We start from the raw sequence: 17,852 nt of genomic DNA on the forward strand, positions 1-17,852 counted from the left end.
ATTTTATTTTCAAAAATATTGTGATATGCTACAAAATAGAGAAAAATAAATGGGGCGTTTATTAACATGGATACAAAAGACTTTAAACGTTTAGAAAAAATGTATTCCCCGCGATACTTACCTGGATTAGATGGATTGAGGGCATTCGCAGTTATAGGAATCATTATTTATCACTTGAATGCACAATGGTTAAGTGGGGGCTTTTTAGGAGTAGATACATTCTTCGTTATTTCAGGTTATTTAATAACAAGTTTGTTGATAAGTGAGTATTATCGGACGCAAAAAATCGATTTGCTAGAGTTTTGGAAGCGACGATTGAAACGACTCATTCCGGCAGTGTTATTTTTAATCTGTGTCGTGCTTACGTTCACACTGATATTTAAACCGGAATTGATTATACAAATGAAACGAGATGCTATTGCAGCTATATTCTATGTTTCAAACTGGTGGTACATTTCACAGAATGTAGATTATTTTAACCAATTTGCTATTGAACCACTCAAACATTTATGGTCTTTAGCCATTGAAGAACAATTTTACTTGCTTTTCCCATTGGTTATCACGTTCTTATTACATAGATTTAAACCGAGAAATATTATTCAAACGCTATTTATTGTATCGTTGATTTCTTTAGGACTTATGATAGTGATTCATTTCATCACTGGAGATAATTCACGTGTGTATTTTGGGACAGATACACGACTGCAAACTTTATTGCTTGGTTGTATATTAGCATTTATTTGGCCTCCGTTTGCTTTGAAAAAAGATATTTCTAAAAAGATTGTCGTATCATTAGATATTATAGGGATATCTGGTTTTGCGGTTCTAATGACTTTGTTCTTTATAGTTGGAGACCAAGATCAATGGATCTATAATGGAGGATTTTACATTATATCATTTGCAACTTTATTCATTATTGCAATTGCGGTACATCCTTCTAGTTTATTTGCTAAATTTTTAAGTATGAAACCTTTACTAATTATAGGTAAACGATCATATAGCTTATACTTATGGCATTATCCTATCATTGTTTTTGTGAACAGTTATTACGTACAAGGACAAATACCGGTATACGTTTATATTATAGAAATTTTGTTAACAGCGTTAATGGCTGAAATTTCGTATCGCTTTATTGAAACACCTATACGTAAAAAAGGATTTAAAGCTTTTGCATTTTTACCTAAAAAGAAGGGGCAATTTGCTAGAACAGTGTTAGTTATCCTATTATTGGTTCCGTCTATCGTTGTGCTCAGTGGACAGTTTGATGCACTTGGCAAACAACATGAAGCCGAGAAGAAAGAGAAGAAGACGGAATTTAAAACAACGAAGAAAAAAGTCGTTAAAAAAGATAAGCAAGAGGATAAGCAGACAGCGAATAGCAAAGAGGATATTAAAAAGTCATCACCACTATTAATTGGTGACTCGGTCATGGTGGATATTGGTAATGTCTTTACTAAGAAAATACCAAATGCACAAATTGATGGTAAAGTTGGACGGCAACTCGTTGATGCTACACCAATTGTGAAATCGCAATATAAAGACTATGCTAAAAAAGGTCAAAAAGTTGTAGTAGAGCTTGGTACAAATGGGGCATTTACGAAAGATCAATTAAATGAACTATTGGATAGTTTTGGAAAAGCAGACATATATTTAGTTTCTATTAGAGTACCTAGAGATTATGAAGGTAGAATAAATAAATTAATTTATGAGGCAGCTGAAAAGCGCTCTAATGTACATCTAGTCGATTGGTATAAAGCTTCTGCAGGTCATCCGGAATACTTTGCATATGACGGTATTCACTTAGAATATGCAGGTAGTAAAGCGCTGACTGATTTGATTGTAAAAACGATGGAAACACATGCTACAAATAAGAAATAATTTGATGCACTAAACTTTTGAAATATTACATTACTTCTGATATTTATTATCAAAAATGATGTATTTCATTAAAAGTTTAGTGCTTTTTTATTTTCAAATCCCATAGTAACGGTGCAGAAAAAGTGTTGTAAACATTCTAATTGGTATATTACATTCAATGAAGCTTTATTAGGAACAGATTACATTATGATAACAAAGCCCGCAAGACACCTAATCTCTGTTATAGTTTGTTTTGTCGCAAAACTATAAAAGTTATAATTGTTTGCATACTAAAAAAATAAAAAATATAAAATTTAAAATAATTGAGTCGCTAATGACTATATGTATAGAGTGTTTTGATTATTGGGAGGATATTTAATTATGAAAAAAATCGTTACAGCTACAATCGCTACAGCAGGACTTGCCACTATCGCATTTGCAGGACATGATGCACAAGCCGCAGAACAAAATAACAATGGATATAATTCTAATGACGCTCAATCATACAGCTATACGTATACAATTGATGCACAAGGTAATTATCATTACACTTGGACAGGAAATTGGAATCCAAGTCAATTAACGCAAAACAACACATACTACTACAACAACTACAATACTTATAGTTATAACAATGCATCTTACAATAACTACTATAATCATTCATATCAATACAATAACTATACAAACAATAGTCAAACAGCAACAAATAACTATTATACTGGTGGTTCAGGTGCAAGTTATAGCACAACAAGTAATAATGTTCATGTGACTACAACTGCAGCGCCATCTTCAAATGGTCGTTCAATTTCTAATGGTTATGCATCAGGAAGTAACTTATATACTTCAGGACAATGTACTTATTATGTATTTGATCGTGTTGGTGGGAAAATTGGTTCAACATGGGGTAACGCAAGTAATTGGGCTAACGCAGCTGCATCATCTGGCTATACAGTGAACAATACACCAAAAGTTGGTGCTATCATGCAAACAACACAAGGCTATTACGGTCATGTTGCTTACGTTGAAGGCGTTAACAGCAACGGTTCTGTTCGTGTTTCAGAAATGAACTATGGACATGGTGCTGGTGTGGTTACGTCTCGTACAATTTCAGCAAACCAAGCAGGTTCATATAATTTCATTCATTAATCAAATGTAAATCAAATGACGTCAATATTCTCTAACATGAGAGTATTGGCGTTTTTGTTTTATATAAATATAAATGAGAGCGGTTTATTCACTGATCTTTAGGGAACTAAGTAATAAAGTGATAATTTATACTATGTCAGTATGATTGAGAGTGATTCAATTTAGATGAAAACCATGAAAAAATATATTAAAACAGCATTTTTTTGTAGTATGTATTGGTTAATTGTTCAACTAAATATAGCAAATTTAGGTACAAGAATTCCTGATAAGTATTTTCGTCAGAAGTACATAATATTTAAATCATTTAACTTTGAGAAGCATGGAAAATTTTGGAACAAATGGTTTTACGTAAGAAAATGGAAACATAAGATTTTAGATGGTCATCAGCTTAATCAAAATATATATGATCAGCGTCATTTAATGACAATCAATACTGATGAAATTGAAAAAATGATTATAGAGACAAAGAGGGCAGAGTTGATTCATTGGATATCGATACTTCCAGTCATCATATTCAATAAAGGCCCTCGTTTAGTAAAGTATATAAATATTTTCTATGCAATGATAGCTAATGTTCCAATCATTATTGTGCAACGCTATAATCGACCGAGATTAACGCAGTTACTACGCATATTAAAGCGAAGAGGTGAACGTCATGACTAAACATATCATCGTTATTGGTGGTGGCTTAGGTGGGATTTCTGCAGCAATTCGAATGGCACAAAGTGGCTATTCGGTCTCATTATATGAACAAAATAATCATATAGGAGGCAAAGTGAATCGTCATGAATCAGATGGCTTTGGCTTTGATTTAGGTCCATCTATTTTAACGATGCCTTATATTTTTGAAAAATTATTCGAATATAGCAAGAAGCAAATGTCAGACTACGTTACAATCAAGCGTTTACCACATCAATGGCGTAGCTTTTTTCCAGATGGCACGACTATCGATTTGTATGAAGGTATTAAAGAAACAGGTCAGCATAATGCGATATTGTCGAAACAGGATATAGAGGAACTGCAAAATTATTTGAATTATACAAGACGAATCGATCGTATTACTGAAAAAGGGTATTTTAACTATGGTTTAGATACACTATCTCAAATTATTAAATTTCATGGGCCATTAAATGCTCTTATTAATTATGATTATGTACATACTATGCAACAGGCCATAGACAAGCGTATCTCGAATCCATACTTGCGACAAATGTTAGGCTATTTTATCAAATATGTAGGTTCTTCATCATACGATGCGCCAGCTGTATTATCTATGTTATTCCATATGCAACAAGAGCAAGGCCTTTGGTATGTAGAAGGTGGAATCCATCATTTAGCCAATGCCTTGGAAAAGCTAGCGCGTGAAGAAGGTGTCACAATTCATACAGGTGCACGTGTGGACAATATTAAAACATATCAAAGACGTGTGACGGGTGTCAGATTAGATACAGGTGAGTTTGTAAAGGCAGATTATATTATTTCAAATATGGAAGTCATACCTACTTATAAATATTTACTTCACCTTGATACTCAACGATTAAACAAATTAGAGCGGGAATTTGAGCCAGCAAGCTCAGGATATGTGATGCATTTAGGTGTTGCTTGCCAATACCCGCAATTAGCACATCATAATTTCTTTTTTACGGAAAATGCTTATCTCAATTATCAACAAGTTTTTCATGAAAAGGTATTGCCAGATGATCCGACCATTTATCTAGTAAATACGAATAAAACTGATCACACACAAGCGCCAGTAGGTTATGAAAATATCAAAGTCTTACCACATATTCCATATATTCAAGATCAGCCTTTTACCACTGAAGATTATGCGAAGTTTAGGGATAAAATTTTGGATAAATTAGAAAAAATGGGACTTACTGATTTAAGAAAACACATTATTTATGAAGATGTTTGGACACCGGAGGATATTGAAAAAAATTATCGTTCTAATCGTGGTGCAATATATGGTGTTGTAGCAGATAAAAAGAAAAACAAAGGGTTTAAATTTCCTAAAGAAAGTCAGTATTTTGAAAACTTGTACTTTGTAGGTGGATCAGTAAATCCTGGTGGTGGCATGCCAATGGTTACATTAAGTGGGCAACAAGTCGCAGACAAAATAAACGTGCGAGAAGCGAAGAATAGGAAGTGATATCTATGAAATGGTTATCACGAATATTAACAGTAATAGTGACCATGTCTATGGCGTGTGGTGCATTGATATTTAATCGTAGACATCAGCTAAAGGCGAAAACGCTGAACTTCAATCATAAAGCATTAACAATTATTATTCCGGCTAGAAACGAAGAAAAAAGAATAGGTCATTTACTACATTCGATAATACAACAGCAAGTTCCAGTAGATGTCATTGTTATGAATGACGGATCGACAGATGAAACAGCACGTGTAGCACGTTCATATGGTGCGACTGTAGTAGATGTTGTTGATGATACTGACGGCAAATGGTATGGGAAATCACATGCTTGTTATCAAGGTGTGACGCATGTATGTACGAATCGTATTGCCTTTGTAGATGCTGATGTAACTTTCTTAAGGAAAGATGCTGTTGAAACGTTGATTAATCAGTATCAATTACAAGGTGAAAAAGGATTGTTAAGCGTACAGCCTTATCATATAACAAAGCGTTTCTACGAAGGGTTTTCAGCGATATTTAATTTAATGACAGTCGTTGGTATGAATGTATTTTCTACCTTAGACGACGGTCGGACTAACCAGCATGCATTTGGACCGGTGACATTAACAAATAAAGAAGATTATTATGCAACTGGAGGTCATAAAAGTGCGAACCGTCATATTATTGAAGGATTTGCTTTAGGAAGTGCATATACTTCACAATCATTGCCCGTAACAGTTTATGAAGGATTTCCATTTGTTGCATTTCGCATGTATCAAGAAGGATTTCAGTCATTACAAGAAGGATGGACAAAGCATTTGTCAACTGGGGCAGGTGGCACAAAGCCTAAGATCATGACAGCAATTGTGTTGTGGTTGTTCGGTTCTATAGCGAGTATTTTAGGGCTATGTCTTAGTTTAAAATATCGCCAAATGTCTGTAAGAAAAATGGTAGCACTTTACTTGAGCTACACTACACAATTTATTTATCTGCATCGAAGGGTCGGCCAATTTTCTAATTTATTAATGGTATGTCATCCATTGTTATTTATGTTTTTTACTAAAATTTTCATCCAATCTTGGAAACAAACGCATCGTTATGGTGTAGTTGAATGGAAAGGTCGTCAATATTCTATATCTAAAGAACAATAAATCAAGGTAATGGCATTTCAATATAGGAGGACTAGTATGACAATGATGGATATGAATTTTAAATATTGTCATAAAATCATGAAGAAACATTCAAAAAGCTTTTCTTACGCTTTTGACTTGTTACCAGAAGATCAAAGAAAAGCGGTTTGGGCAATTTATGCTGTGTGTCGTAAAATTGATGACAGTATAGATGTTTATGGCGATATTCAATTTTTAAATCAAATAAAAGAAGATATACAATCTATTGAAAAATACCCATATGAACATCATCACTTTCAAAGTGATCGTAGAATCATGATAGCACTTCAGCATGTTGCACAACATAAAAATATCGCCTTTCAATCTTTCTATAATCTCATTGATACTGTATATAAAGATCAACATTTTACAATGTTTGAAACGGACGCTGAATTATTCGGATATTGTTATGGTGTTGCTGGTACAGTAGGTGAAGTATTGACGCCGATTTTAAGTGATCATGAAACACATCAGACATACGATGTCGCAAGAAGACTTGGTGAATCGTTGCAATTGATTAATATATTAAGAGATGTCGGTGAAGATTTTGACAATGAACGGATATATTTTAGTAAGCAACGATTAAAGCAATATGAAGTTGATATTGCTGAAGTGTACCAAAATGGTGTTAATAATCATTATATTGACTTATGGGAATATTATGCAGCTATCGCAGAAAAAGATTTTCAAGATGTTATGGATCAAATCAAAGTATTTAGTATTGAAGCACAACCAATCATAGAATTAGCAGCACGTATATATATTGAAATACTGGACGAAGTGAGACAGGCTAACTATACATTACATGAACGTGTTTTTGTGGATAAGCGGAAAAAGGCAAAGTTGTTTCATGAAATAAATAGTAAATATCATAGAATATAGGTGGTTGAATAATGAAGATTGCAGTAATTGGTGCAGGTGTCACAGGATTAGCAGCGGCAGCCCGTATTGCTTCTCAAGGTCATGAAGTGACGATATTTGAAAAAAATAATAATGTAGGCGGGCGTATGAATCAATTAAAGAAAGACGGCTTTACATTTGATATGGGTCCCACAATTGTCATGATGCCAGATGTTTATAAAGATGTTTTTACAGCGTGTGGTAAAAATTATGAAGATTATATTGAATTGAGACAATTACGTTATATTTACGATGTGTATTTTGACCACGATGATCGTATAACGGTGCCTACAGATTTAGCTGAATTACAGCAAATGCTAGAAAGTATAGAACCTGGTTCAACGCATGGTTTTATGTCCTTTTTAACGGATGTTTATAAAAAATATGAAATTGCACGTCGCTATTTCTTAGAAAGAACGTATCGCAAACCGAGTGACTTTTATAATATGACGTCACTTGTGCAAGGTGCTAAGTTAAAAACGTTAAATCATGCAGATCAGCTAATTGAACATTATATTGATAACGAAAAGATACAAAAGCTTTTAGCGTTTCAAACGTTATACATAGGAATTGATCCAAAACGAGGCCCGTCACTATATTCAATTATTCCTATGATTGAAATGATGTTTGGTGTGCATTTTATTAAAGGCGGTATGTATGGCATGGCTCAAGGGCTAGCGCAATTAAATAAAGACTTAGGCGTTAATATTGAACTAAATGCTGAAATTGAGCAAATTATTATTGATCCTAAATTCAAACGGGCCGATGCGATAAAAGTGAATGGTGACATAAGAAAATTTGATAAAATTTTATGTACGGCTGATTTCCCTAGTGTTGCGGAATCATTAATGCCAGATTTTGCACCTATTAAAAAGTATCCACCACATAAAATTGCAGACTTAGATTACTCTTGTTCAGCATTTTTAATGTATATCGGTATAGATATTGATGTGACAGATCAAGTGAGACTTCATAATGTTATTTTTTCAGATGACTTTAGAGGCAATATTGAAGAAATATTTGAGGGACGTTTATCATATGATCCTTCTATTTATGTGTATGTACCAGCGGTCGCTGATAAATCACTTGCGCCAGAAGGCAAAACTGGTATTTATGTGCTAATGCCGACGCCGGAACTTAAAACAGGTAGCGGAATCGATTGGTCAGATGAAGCTTTGACGCAACAAATAAAGGAAATTATTTATCGTAAATTAGCAACGATTGAAGTATTTGAAGATATAAAATCGCATATTGTTTCAGAAACAATCTTTACGCCAAATGATTTTGAGCAAACGTATCATGCGAAATTTGGTTCGGCATTCGGTTTAATGCCAACTTTAGCGCAAAGTAATTATTATCGTCCACAAAATGTATCGCGAGATTATAAAGATTTATATTTTGCAGGTGCAAGTACGCATCCAGGTGCAGGCGTTCCTATTGTCTTAACGAGTGCGAAAATAACTGTAGATGAAATGATTAAAGATATTGAGCAGGGTGTGTAAGGGAGTAGTCTAAGAGAAAGATGTGAGAAAAGTATAAGGGGAACGTAAAAGGCATAGTGAAATAAGTATGTTCTAAAGAAGTTTTATTTAACAATGAATAGGCGCCTGTTAAGGTTCACGTTTGAATACGTACCTTGATGGGCGTTATACTTTATATAAGCATATCTAACTGGTTGTGCATGCGGATATGCATGGCAGTTAAATCCTAACGATTGAGTGTATATTAATCTGAAAATTCTTAATATTGACAATAATATTGTACCTACCTAAAATGAAAATAAATTCATTGAATACAACGTGTGTCATAAGTTCTGTTGAACATAACGGTGAATGGCAATGTCATTGTAACCATCTAAATGAGAGTGATACAAGTTGTTAGGTTTATGATAGTCACCCAGGCTACGTTTAATGATAGAGGAGGAATTTGATGATCTCTAACAAATTAGCAAATATCCCTGATAGTTATTTCGGGAAAACGATGGGACGTAAAATCGAACATGGACCATTGCCATTAATTAATATGGCAGTTGGGATCCCTGATGGGCCCACGCCACAAGGTATTATTGATCATTTTCAAAAAGCACTAACTATTCCTGAAAATCAAAAATATGGTGCTTTTCATGGTAAAGAAGCGTTCAAGCAAGCTATTGTAGATTTTTATCAAAGACAATATAATGTGACGCTAGATAAAGAAGATGAAGTATGCATTTTATATGGTACAAAAAATGGATTAGTGGCAGTACCAACATGTGTTATCAATCCAGGAGACTATGTATTACTACCTGATCCAGGATACACGGATTATTTAGCAGGTGTACTTTTAGCTGATGGCAAGCCTGTCCCGCTTAATTTAGAACCGCCACATTATTTGCCAGATTGGTCCAAAGTTGATTCACAAATAATAGATAAAACAAAACTCATTTATTTAACGTATCCAAATAATCCAACTGGATCGACAGCTACGAAAGAAGTTTTTGATGAAGCGATAGCTAAATTTAAAGATACAGACACTAAAATCGTGCATGATTTTGCTTATGGTGCTTTCGGTTTCGACGCTAAAAATCCTAGTATACTTGCTTCGGAAAATGGGAAAGATGTTGCGATTGAAATTTATTCCTTGTCTAAAGGTTATAACATGTCAGGTTTTAGAGTCGGTTTTGCAGTTGGTAATAAAGATATGATTCAAGCTTTGAAAAAGTACCAAACGCACACAAATGCTGGGATGTTTGGTGCATTACAAGATGCCGCAATATATGCTTTGAATCATTATGATGATTTTTTAGAAGAACAAAGCAATGTATTTAAAACACGTCGTGACCGATTCGAAGCCATGCTTGCAAAAGCTGATTTGCCATTTGTTCATGCTAAAGGTGGCATATATGTATGGTTGGAAACACCGCCTGGTTATGACAGCGAGCAATTTGAGCAATTTTTAGTGCAAGAGAAGTCAATACTTGTTGCTCCAGGGAAACCATTTGGAGAGAATGGTAATCGTTATGTGAGAATTTCATTGGCGTTAGATGACCAGAAATTAGACGAAGCTGCAATAAGATTAACAGAACTAGCATATTTATATGAATAATAAAGTTAAGGGTGATGTTAAAATGACAAAAATTAAAATCATGAGTGTACGTGATGAAGATATGCCTTATATCAAGGCGTGGGCAGAGAAACATCATGTTGAGGTAGATATTACTAAAGAAGCATTAACTGATGACAATGTTGAAGGTGTCGCTGGTTATGATGGCTTATCGCTATCACAACAAATACCATTATCAGAGCATGTTTATAAACGATTAAATGAACTTGGTATTAAACAAATCGCACAACGTAGTGCTGGATTTGATACATATGATTTGGAGTTAGCAAACAAGTATAACTTGATTGTGTCAAATGTGCCGTCATACTCTCCGAATTCAATTGCGGAGTTTGCTGTGAACCAGGCTATTAATGTGGTTCGTCATTTTAATCAAATTCAAACGAAAGTGCGGGAGCATGATTTTAGATGGGAACCTACTATTTTATCGAAATCCATTAAAGATTTAAAAGTAGCTGTTATTGGTACAGGTCGAATTGGCCGTGTAGTAGCCGATATATTTGCCAATGGTTATCAAAGTGATGTGGTCGCATACGACCCGTTTCCTAATGCTAAAATTGCAACGTATGTCGATTACAAAGATACGATTGAGGAAGCGGTTGAAGGTGCTGATATCGTGACATTACATGTACCTGCAACGAAATATAATCATTATCTATTTAATGCTGAATTATTTAAACATTTTAAAAAGGGCGCAGTATTTGTCAATTGTGCGAGAGGTTCTTTAGTAGATACTAAGGCGTTATTAGACGCATTAGACAATGGTGTGATTAAAGGTGCAGCACTTGATACGTATGAATTTGAACGCAAACTTTTCCCAAGTGATCAAAGGGGCAAAACACTGAACGATCCATTGTTAGAATCGTTGATTGACAGGGAAGATGTCATATTAACACCACATATTGCGTTTTATACTGAAGCTGCAGTTAAAAATCTAATTGTCGATGCATTAGATGCAACATTAGATGTATTGCAGACTGGAGATACTAGGTTACGAGTAAATTAAAAATCGAACTGATGAGATAATTTGGATTGTTGGGATTCTCATCAGTTCGATTTTTTAATTTGGTGTTGATGACGTTGAATATTGCCTAATTAAACGACATCGTAACCTTGATCTTCAATTGCGTCTTTCATTTGAGATACAGCAACTTTACTGTCATCATATTGAACACTTACTTGACCATTTTCAAGGTTAACGTCAGCTGAAGTGACACCGTCAATATTATTTAATGCAGATTCAACAGCACTTTTGCAGTGACCACAGCTCATACCTTCAACATTTAAAATTTCTTGTGACATAGCATTCACCTCCTTTTAGAGCCACTTATTATTTATAATAATTAGTGGCTCTTATGCAGTTGGAGCGAAGATCCAACTGTAAACCGTAGTGTACTTATTATTTATAATAATTAGTGGCTCTTATGCAGTTGGAGCGAAGATCCAACTGTAAACCGTAGTGTACTTATTATTTATAATAATTAGTGGCTCTTATGCAGTTGGAGCGAAGATCCAACTGTAAACCGTAGTGTACTTATTATTTATAATAATTAGTGGCTCTTATGCAGTTGGAGCGAAGATCCAACTGTAAACCGTAGTGTACTTATTATTTATAATAATGTTGGAACCTAATAGGCGGAGCTATTAGGTAAGATACACTAATTCGCTAAGCGAAAAGTGTAACTATATATGCAGTTGGAGCGAAGATCCAACTGTAAACCGCGACATTATAGAGCCAATCACTAGCCTATCTCAGAATCACCAACGAATCCTTCATTATTAAGGAATCTAGGCATCTTTACGGCGTGGTTCTAATCGCATCTTTTTCAATCTAAGTGCGTTTGTGACAACACTTACTGAACTTAGTGCCATTGCAGCACCAGCAACCCATGGCGCAAGTAAGCCCAATGCAGCTATAGGGATACCGGCAATATTATAGCCGAATGCCCAAAATAGATTTTGACGAATATTACGAATGGTTGCTTTACTTGCATAAATGGCTTTAGGAATAAGCATCAAGTCGCCACCAAGAATAGTAATATCAGCTGCTTCAATGGCAACTTCTGTACCTGTACCAATGGCGATACCGATATCAGCTTTAACTAATGCAGGTGCATCATTTACACCGTCACCAACCATCGCAACCTTCTTACCTTGTTGCTGTAGTTTCGCAATTTGTGCAGCTTTTTCTTCTGGTAAAATATCTGCAATAACAGTATCTATGCCTACTTGTTTTGCAATGGCTTGAGCAGTGTTTTTATTATCGCCAGTTAACATGGCAACTTCAATGCCCATATCATGCAATTGTTTTATTGCATCTTTGGCATGATCTTTTACAGTATCTGCCACTGCGATGATACCAGTTAATGAATAATTAACAGCAATGAGCATAGCAGTTTTACCATCTCGTTCATAATATGTTAAATCATCAGAAATATGCTTAGGCAAGCTAATATCATTGTCAGCCATTAATTTACGGTTACCAACCAATATATGGTGATGATCAATCGTTGCTTCAATACCATGTCCAGGTACTGCTTTAAATGTTGTCGTCTCAGTTAATGTTAATTGCTTTTCTTTTGCATAATTGACAATGGCTTCTGCCAATGGGTGTTCAGAATCTTTTTCAGCAGTAGCAAGCAGTTGTAGCGTTTGATTGTCACCATGATAATCTGTCACGACTGGATGACCATTTGTAATGGTACCCGTCTTATCTAAAACGATGGTATCAATTTGATGTGTGCGTTCAACAAACTCGCCACCTTTAAATAAAATGCCATTTTCAGCAGCGCGACCAGTACCTACCATAATAGAAGTTGGTGTAGCAAGTCCTAATGCGCATGGACAAGCAATGACAAGAACGGAAATACTCGCAACAAGTGCAGGTTCAAATGTACCTGGTGTAACTAAAGTAATCCACACGATAAATGTTAATAGTGCGATACCAACAACGATAGGAACGAAATAACCAGAAATAATATCTGCCAATCGTTGAATCGGCGCTTTAGAACTTTGAGCTTCTTCGACAACTTTAATAATATTTGCCAACGCAGTGTCCCCGCCAACTTTTGTTGCTGTCATAGTAATAGTACCGTTTTTGTTCATCGTTGAACCAATTACAGTATCATCAACATTCTTCTCAACAGGGATAGATTCACCTGTTAACATAGATTCGTCGATGGCAGTCATACCTTTAATAATTTTGCCATCAACAGGTATCTTTTCACCTGGTTTAACGATAAGTGTATCTCCAACATGTACTTCATTTAGAGGAATCATCACTTCATTACCATCTTTTAAAATACGTGCTTCTTTAGCTTGTAAACTTAATAATTCGCCAAGCGCATTGGTTGTTTGAGACTTCGCTCTAGCTTCTAAATACTTACCGAATAAGATTAAGGTAATTAGTACGGCGCTTGTTTCAAAGTATAAATGCGGTTGCGTTGTTGAGCCATTTAGCCAACGAACCATTTCATAAATACTGTAAAAATATGCTGCACTTGTACCAACAGCAACAAGTACATCCATATTGGCGCCACCATTTCTTAAGTTTTTATAAGCACCTACATAAAATTGCCATCCAATAATAAATTGTACAGGTGTAGCTAAAATAAATTGGAACCATGGATTCGTAAATAGTGCTGGTATATGCATATTGAAAAGATGCACAAACATTAACATTAATAGTGGTAAAGATAATACTGCTGATATGATAAGCTTAATCAATTTATGTTGTAGCGCTTCAGCTTTGCGTGACGTTTGATCTTTATTGTTATCTTTAATAGACGCGTCATAACCTAATTTTTGAATGCGAGTGACAAGTTTATCAGCATCTGTTTCTTCAGGATAATAGTCAACTTTAGCTTGCTCTGTTGTTAAATTGACCGTTGCATTTTGAACGCCGTCCATTTTATTTAACACTTTTTCAATACGGCTTGAGCATGCAGCACAAGTCATACCTGTAATGTCTAATTCGACAGTTTCTACAGCGACACCGTAACCTAAATGTTGAATCGTATTAATAAATTTTTGGACATCATGTTGATCAGGGTTATACTCAACAGTCGCTTTCTCTGTAGTTAAATTCACTTGGGCATTAACGTCATCAAGTTTATTCAGTTTCTTTTCGATACGATTTGAACATGCGGCACAAGTCATACCAGTGATATCTAATGTTGTTTTTTTCGTATTAGCCACATTATTGCCTCCCTGTGATTCATTGTTACACGTCTAATGTACCCCCTATAGGTATATAAGTCAATCGTTGCGTTTTACTTTTACCAATTTTAAAAAGAAAAAGAGAGATTGCCGTGCAAACATTGCACAACAATCTCTCTACTTAGCATCTATATAAAAGAAGTCGTAATTAATATTAAAGGATGTATGAATGAAAGGTAAAACTTAAATGACTTCTGGATTTGCAATTCTTAGGTGACTTAAAAGAAATCAGATGGGTTAAATTCTTTCGCATGTAAATTTTTAAAATTATTAAGATGGATGACTTTATCATCATCTTTGTTGTCTGACAACTGACGACTCGTGTCGTTTGTCATTTCGTAATCTTGTATCGTTTTGACCAAACCTAGAATGATTAAGATAGCAACTGTGCCTGTAATTAATATTCTCATCGCTATCATACTCCTTTATATTTCTCTTACTCACATTGTACGTTAATAGATTAAAAAATGAATGCGTCTGTAGTATTGAATTTATCTACTACTTTAGCAGTATTTGATGCGAGAATTGTATAGATAAGGGGGATAAGGTCATGATTTTATAATGTTATAGCGTATTAGTTGCATAGGCGAAGGTTTATTTGATTAACTTTTAAACAAGTAAATAAGTTATTAGGAGTTGAAAGGTGTAATGACTGAAAAAGAAAAAATGTTAGCAGAAAAATGGTACGATGCAAACTTTGATCAAGACTTAATCAATGAACGTGCACGAGCGAAAGATATTTGCTTTGAATTAAATCATACAATACCGAGTGCTACAAATAAAAGAAAGGAATTAATTGATCAATTATTTCAAACAACAACAGACAATGTAAGTATTTCGATTCCTTTTGATACAGATTATGGTTGGAACGTTAAACTAGGAAAAAATGTCTATGTAAACACCAATTGTTATTTTATGGATGGTGGACAGATTACAATTGGCGATAATGTTTTTATAGGACCTAATTGTGGATTCTACACAGCGACACATCCACTTAATTTTCATCATAGAAATGAAGGTTTTGAAAAAGCCGGACCCATTCATATTGGCAGTAATACTTGGTTTGGCGGTCATGTAGCCGTGCTACCAGGGGTGACGATTGGAGAAGGTAGTGTGATTGGTGCTGGTAGTGTTGTCACTAAAGATATTCCGCCACACAGCTTAGCGGTTGGAAACCCTTGTAAAGTCGTTCGTAAAATTGATAATGACCTACCATCCGAAACATTAAATGACGAAACGATAAAGTAGCAGTTGCGACACATATAAATTTTAAAAAGTAACCAATCAATTTCAAAATGCTTGAGAATAAGTGATAAAGCATAAAAATGAAAGCGATTGCAAAACTAACCTTAATCATAGTAAAATGAGTTTAAATGATGTTATATCATTAAATCAAAGGGTTAAACCACTTTCAAAATTTATAGGGGGTAAGTGTACATGGTAGTAGAATTTAAAAATGAACCTGGTTACGATTTTTCAGTCCAAGAAAATGTGGATATGTTTAAGAAAGCATTGAAAGACGTGGAAAAAGAATTAGGTCAAGACATACCATTAGTGATTAATGGAGAGAAGATTTTCAAAGATGACAAAATTAAATCAATCAATCCTGCAGACACATCACAAGTGATTGCAAATGCATCAAAGGCAACAAAACAAGATGTTGAAGATGCGTTTAAAGCAGCAAACGAAGCTTATAAATCTTGGAAAACATGGTCAGCAAATGATCGTGCAGAGCTTATGTTACGTGTTTCGGCAATTATTCGTCGTCGAAAAGCGGAAATTGCAGCAATTATGGTTTATGAAGCAGGTAAGCCATGGGATGAAGCAGTTGGTGATGCAGCTGAAGGTATTGATTTTATTGAATACTATGCACGTTCAATGATGGACTTGGCTCAAGGCAAGCCAGTACTTGATCGTGAAGGTGAACACAATAAATATTTCTATAAATCAATTGGTACAGGTGTTACAATTCCGCCGTGGAACTTCCCGTTTGCGATTATGGCTGGTACAACTTTAGCACCAGTTGTGGCAGGTAATACAGTGTTATTGAAACCTGCTGAGGATACACCTTATATCGCTTATAAATTAATGGAAATTTTAGAAGAAGCAGGATTACCAAAAGGCGTAGTTAACTTTGTTCCTGGTGATCCGAAAGAAATTGGTGATTACTTAGTTGATCATAAAGATACGCATTTCGTTACATTTACAGGATCACGTGCGACAGGTACTAGAATTTATGAACGTAGTGCCGTAGTTCAAGAAGGTCAAAACTTCTTGAAACGTGTTATCGCTGAAATGGGTGGTAAAGATGCCATTGTAGTTGATGAAAATATTGATACAGATATGGCGGCAGAAGCTATTGTAACGTCAGCGTTTGGTTTCTCTGGTCAAAAATGTTCTGCATGTTCACGTGCAATTGTGCATAAAGACGTTTATGACGAAGTATTAGAGAAATCAATCAAATTAACAAAAGAATTAACGTTGGGCAATACTGTAGACAATACGTATATGGGCCCAGTTATTAATAAAAAACAATTTGATAAGATTAAAAATTATATTGAGATTGGTAAAGAAGAAGGTAAATTAGAACAAGGTGGCGGCACTGATGATTCAAAAGGTTACTTTGTAGAACCAACAATCATTTCAGGACTTAAATCTAAAGATAGAATCATGCAAGAAGAAATTTTTGGTCCAGTTGTTGGCTTTGTGAAAGTTAACGATTTTGATGAAGCCATTGAGGTTGCAAATGATACAGATTACGGTTTAACTGGTGCAGTGATTACAAATAATCGCGAGCATTGGATTAAAGCGGTAAACGAATTTGATGTAGGTAATTTATACCTTAACAGAGGTTGTACTTCAGCAGTTGTTGGATACCATCCATTTGGTGGTTTCAAAATGTCAGGTACGGACGCTAAAACAGGTAGCCCAGACTACTTATTACACTTCTTAGAACAAAAGGTTGTTTCAGAAATGTTCTAATGCTTCATAATGAACAAGGGCCATCCATTGCGGTTGGCTCTTTTTATTTATAACTTTAAAAATTAAGTAATAGCAACCATATTTTTAGAAAAGGATTATAGGTGTAAGAATGTGAGATACGTTATTTCAATAATAATGGGAATTGTATTAGCAATTTGGTCATATAAACAACTGAGTCAAAGTCATTTAGATAGCGGATTTATTTTTTTCTTCATAGTTTATGTGTTGTGTATCAGTTATTTTAATAACGATAAGCACGATAAAAATAAAAAACGATAGTAGTACACGAATTCATTAACGTGTACACTATCGTTTTTATTATGAATGTTGGTAACGCTCATGAGTTT

Annotated in this window: 15 protein-coding genes; 12 read left to right on the forward strand and 3 right to left on the reverse strand. The window is 34.8% G+C overall.

Annotated features, from left to right (window positions below; genetic code table 11):
- The first annotated feature begins 66 nt into the window (after window positions 1-66).
- The 9 genes from IDG64_RS05945 (at window position 67) to IDG64_RS05985 (ending at window position 11,311) form a co-directional block, all read left to right on the forward strand.
- Window positions 67-1,878 carry an acyltransferase family protein gene (locus tag IDG64_RS05945; RefSeq protein WP_000379821.1) on the forward strand — a complete coding sequence of 604 codons (1,812 nt, stop codon included), beginning with the start codon at window positions 67-69 and terminating at the stop codon, window positions 1,876-1,878.
- 360 nt (window positions 1,879-2,238) lie between these two features.
- Complete coding sequence (locus IDG64_RS05950) at window positions 2,239-3,006, forward strand: CHAP domain-containing protein (protein WP_000725225.1); 768 nt, start codon at window positions 2,239-2,241, stop codon at window positions 3,004-3,006.
- A gap of 174 nt (window positions 3,007-3,180) precedes the next feature.
- Complete coding sequence (crtO, locus tag IDG64_RS05955; RefSeq protein WP_001795496.1) at window positions 3,181-3,669, forward strand: glycosyl-4,4'-diaponeurosporenoate acyltransferase; 489 nt, start codon at window positions 3,181-3,183, stop codon at window positions 3,667-3,669.
- Window positions 3,662-5,155: a phytoene desaturase family protein gene (locus IDG64_RS05960; RefSeq protein WP_000160459.1), complete on the forward strand. Its 1,494-nt coding sequence runs from the start codon at window positions 3,662-3,664 to the stop codon at window positions 5,153-5,155. Before crtO ends, IDG64_RS05960 begins: the two co-directional genes overlap by 8 nt.
- 5 nt (window positions 5,156-5,160) lie before the next feature.
- Window positions 5,161-6,288 (forward strand): 4,4'-diaponeurosporenoate glycosyltransferase, encoded by a 1,128-nt coding sequence (crtQ, locus tag IDG64_RS05965; RefSeq protein ID WP_000871732.1) that lies wholly within the window; start codon window positions 5,161-5,163, stop codon window positions 6,286-6,288.
- 36 nt (window positions 6,289-6,324) lie between these two features.
- Window positions 6,325-7,188: a 4,4'-diapophytoene synthase CrtM gene (gene crtM / locus IDG64_RS05970; RefSeq protein WP_000178305.1), complete on the forward strand. Its 864-nt coding sequence runs from the start codon at window positions 6,325-6,327 to the stop codon at window positions 7,186-7,188.
- 11 nt (window positions 7,189-7,199) lie between these two features.
- Window positions 7,200-8,708 carry a phytoene desaturase family protein gene (locus IDG64_RS05975; protein ID WP_000686167.1) on the forward strand — a complete coding sequence of 503 codons (1,509 nt, stop codon included), beginning with the start codon at window positions 7,200-7,202 and terminating at the stop codon, window positions 8,706-8,708.
- A gap of 427 nt (window positions 8,709-9,135) precedes the next feature.
- Window positions 9,136-10,290 (forward strand): aminotransferase class I/II-fold pyridoxal phosphate-dependent enzyme, encoded by a 1,155-nt coding sequence (locus IDG64_RS05980; RefSeq protein ID WP_000625056.1) that lies wholly within the window; start codon window positions 9,136-9,138, stop codon window positions 10,288-10,290.
- A gap of 22 nt (window positions 10,291-10,312) precedes the next feature.
- Complete coding sequence (locus tag IDG64_RS05985; RefSeq protein WP_000161366.1) at window positions 10,313-11,311, forward strand: D-lactate dehydrogenase; 999 nt, start codon at window positions 10,313-10,315, stop codon at window positions 11,309-11,311.
- An 89-nt stretch (window positions 11,312-11,400) separates the two neighbouring features.
- Here the strand turns inward: IDG64_RS05985 and copZ are convergent, their stop codons facing one another.
- The 3 genes from copZ to cwrA all read right to left on the reverse strand — a co-directional run bounded on the left by copZ (window position 11,401) and on the right by cwrA (window position 14,933).
- Window positions 11,401-11,607 (reverse strand): copper chaperone CopZ, encoded by a 207-nt coding sequence (gene copZ, locus IDG64_RS05990; protein ID WP_000076661.1) that lies wholly within the window; start codon window positions 11,605-11,607, stop codon window positions 11,401-11,403.
- Window positions 11,608-12,093: 486 nt separating this feature from the next.
- On the reverse strand, window positions 12,094-14,502 hold the full coding sequence (locus IDG64_RS05995; protein WP_000024142.1) for a heavy metal translocating P-type ATPase: 2,409 nt from the start codon (window positions 14,500-14,502) through the stop codon (window positions 12,094-12,096).
- Between the two features lie 239 nt (window positions 14,503-14,741).
- Window positions 14,742-14,933 (reverse strand): cell wall inhibition responsive protein CwrA, encoded by a 192-nt coding sequence (gene cwrA, locus IDG64_RS06000; RefSeq protein WP_001221404.1) that lies wholly within the window; start codon window positions 14,931-14,933, stop codon window positions 14,742-14,744.
- A 238-nt stretch (window positions 14,934-15,171) separates the two neighbouring features.
- Here cwrA and IDG64_RS06005 point away from each other — a divergent pair, with 238 nt between their 5' ends.
- The 3 genes from IDG64_RS06005 (at window position 15,172) to IDG64_RS06015 (ending at window position 17,784) form a co-directional block, all read left to right on the forward strand.
- Window positions 15,172-15,771, forward strand: a complete 600-nt coding sequence (locus IDG64_RS06005; protein WP_000136480.1) for a sugar O-acetyltransferase — start codon at window positions 15,172-15,174, stop codon at window positions 15,769-15,771.
- A gap of 189 nt (window positions 15,772-15,960) precedes the next feature.
- The gene (gene pruA, locus IDG64_RS06010) at window positions 15,961-17,505 is read left to right on the forward strand and encodes an L-glutamate gamma-semialdehyde dehydrogenase (RefSeq protein WP_000259692.1); all 1,545 of its coding nucleotides are present in this window, start codon (window positions 15,961-15,963) and stop codon (window positions 17,503-17,505) included.
- Between the two features lie 111 nt (window positions 17,506-17,616).
- Entirely contained in the window at window positions 17,617-17,784 is a 168-nt protein-coding gene (locus IDG64_RS06015) for a hypothetical protein (protein WP_001791990.1), read from the forward strand.
- Window positions 17,785-17,852 lie beyond the last annotated feature (68 nt).

It is taken from the genome of Staphylococcus sp. EG-SA-15, assembly GCF_017151895.1.
Taxonomy (GTDB): Bacteria; Bacillota; Bacilli; order Staphylococcales; family Staphylococcaceae; genus Staphylococcus; species Staphylococcus aureus.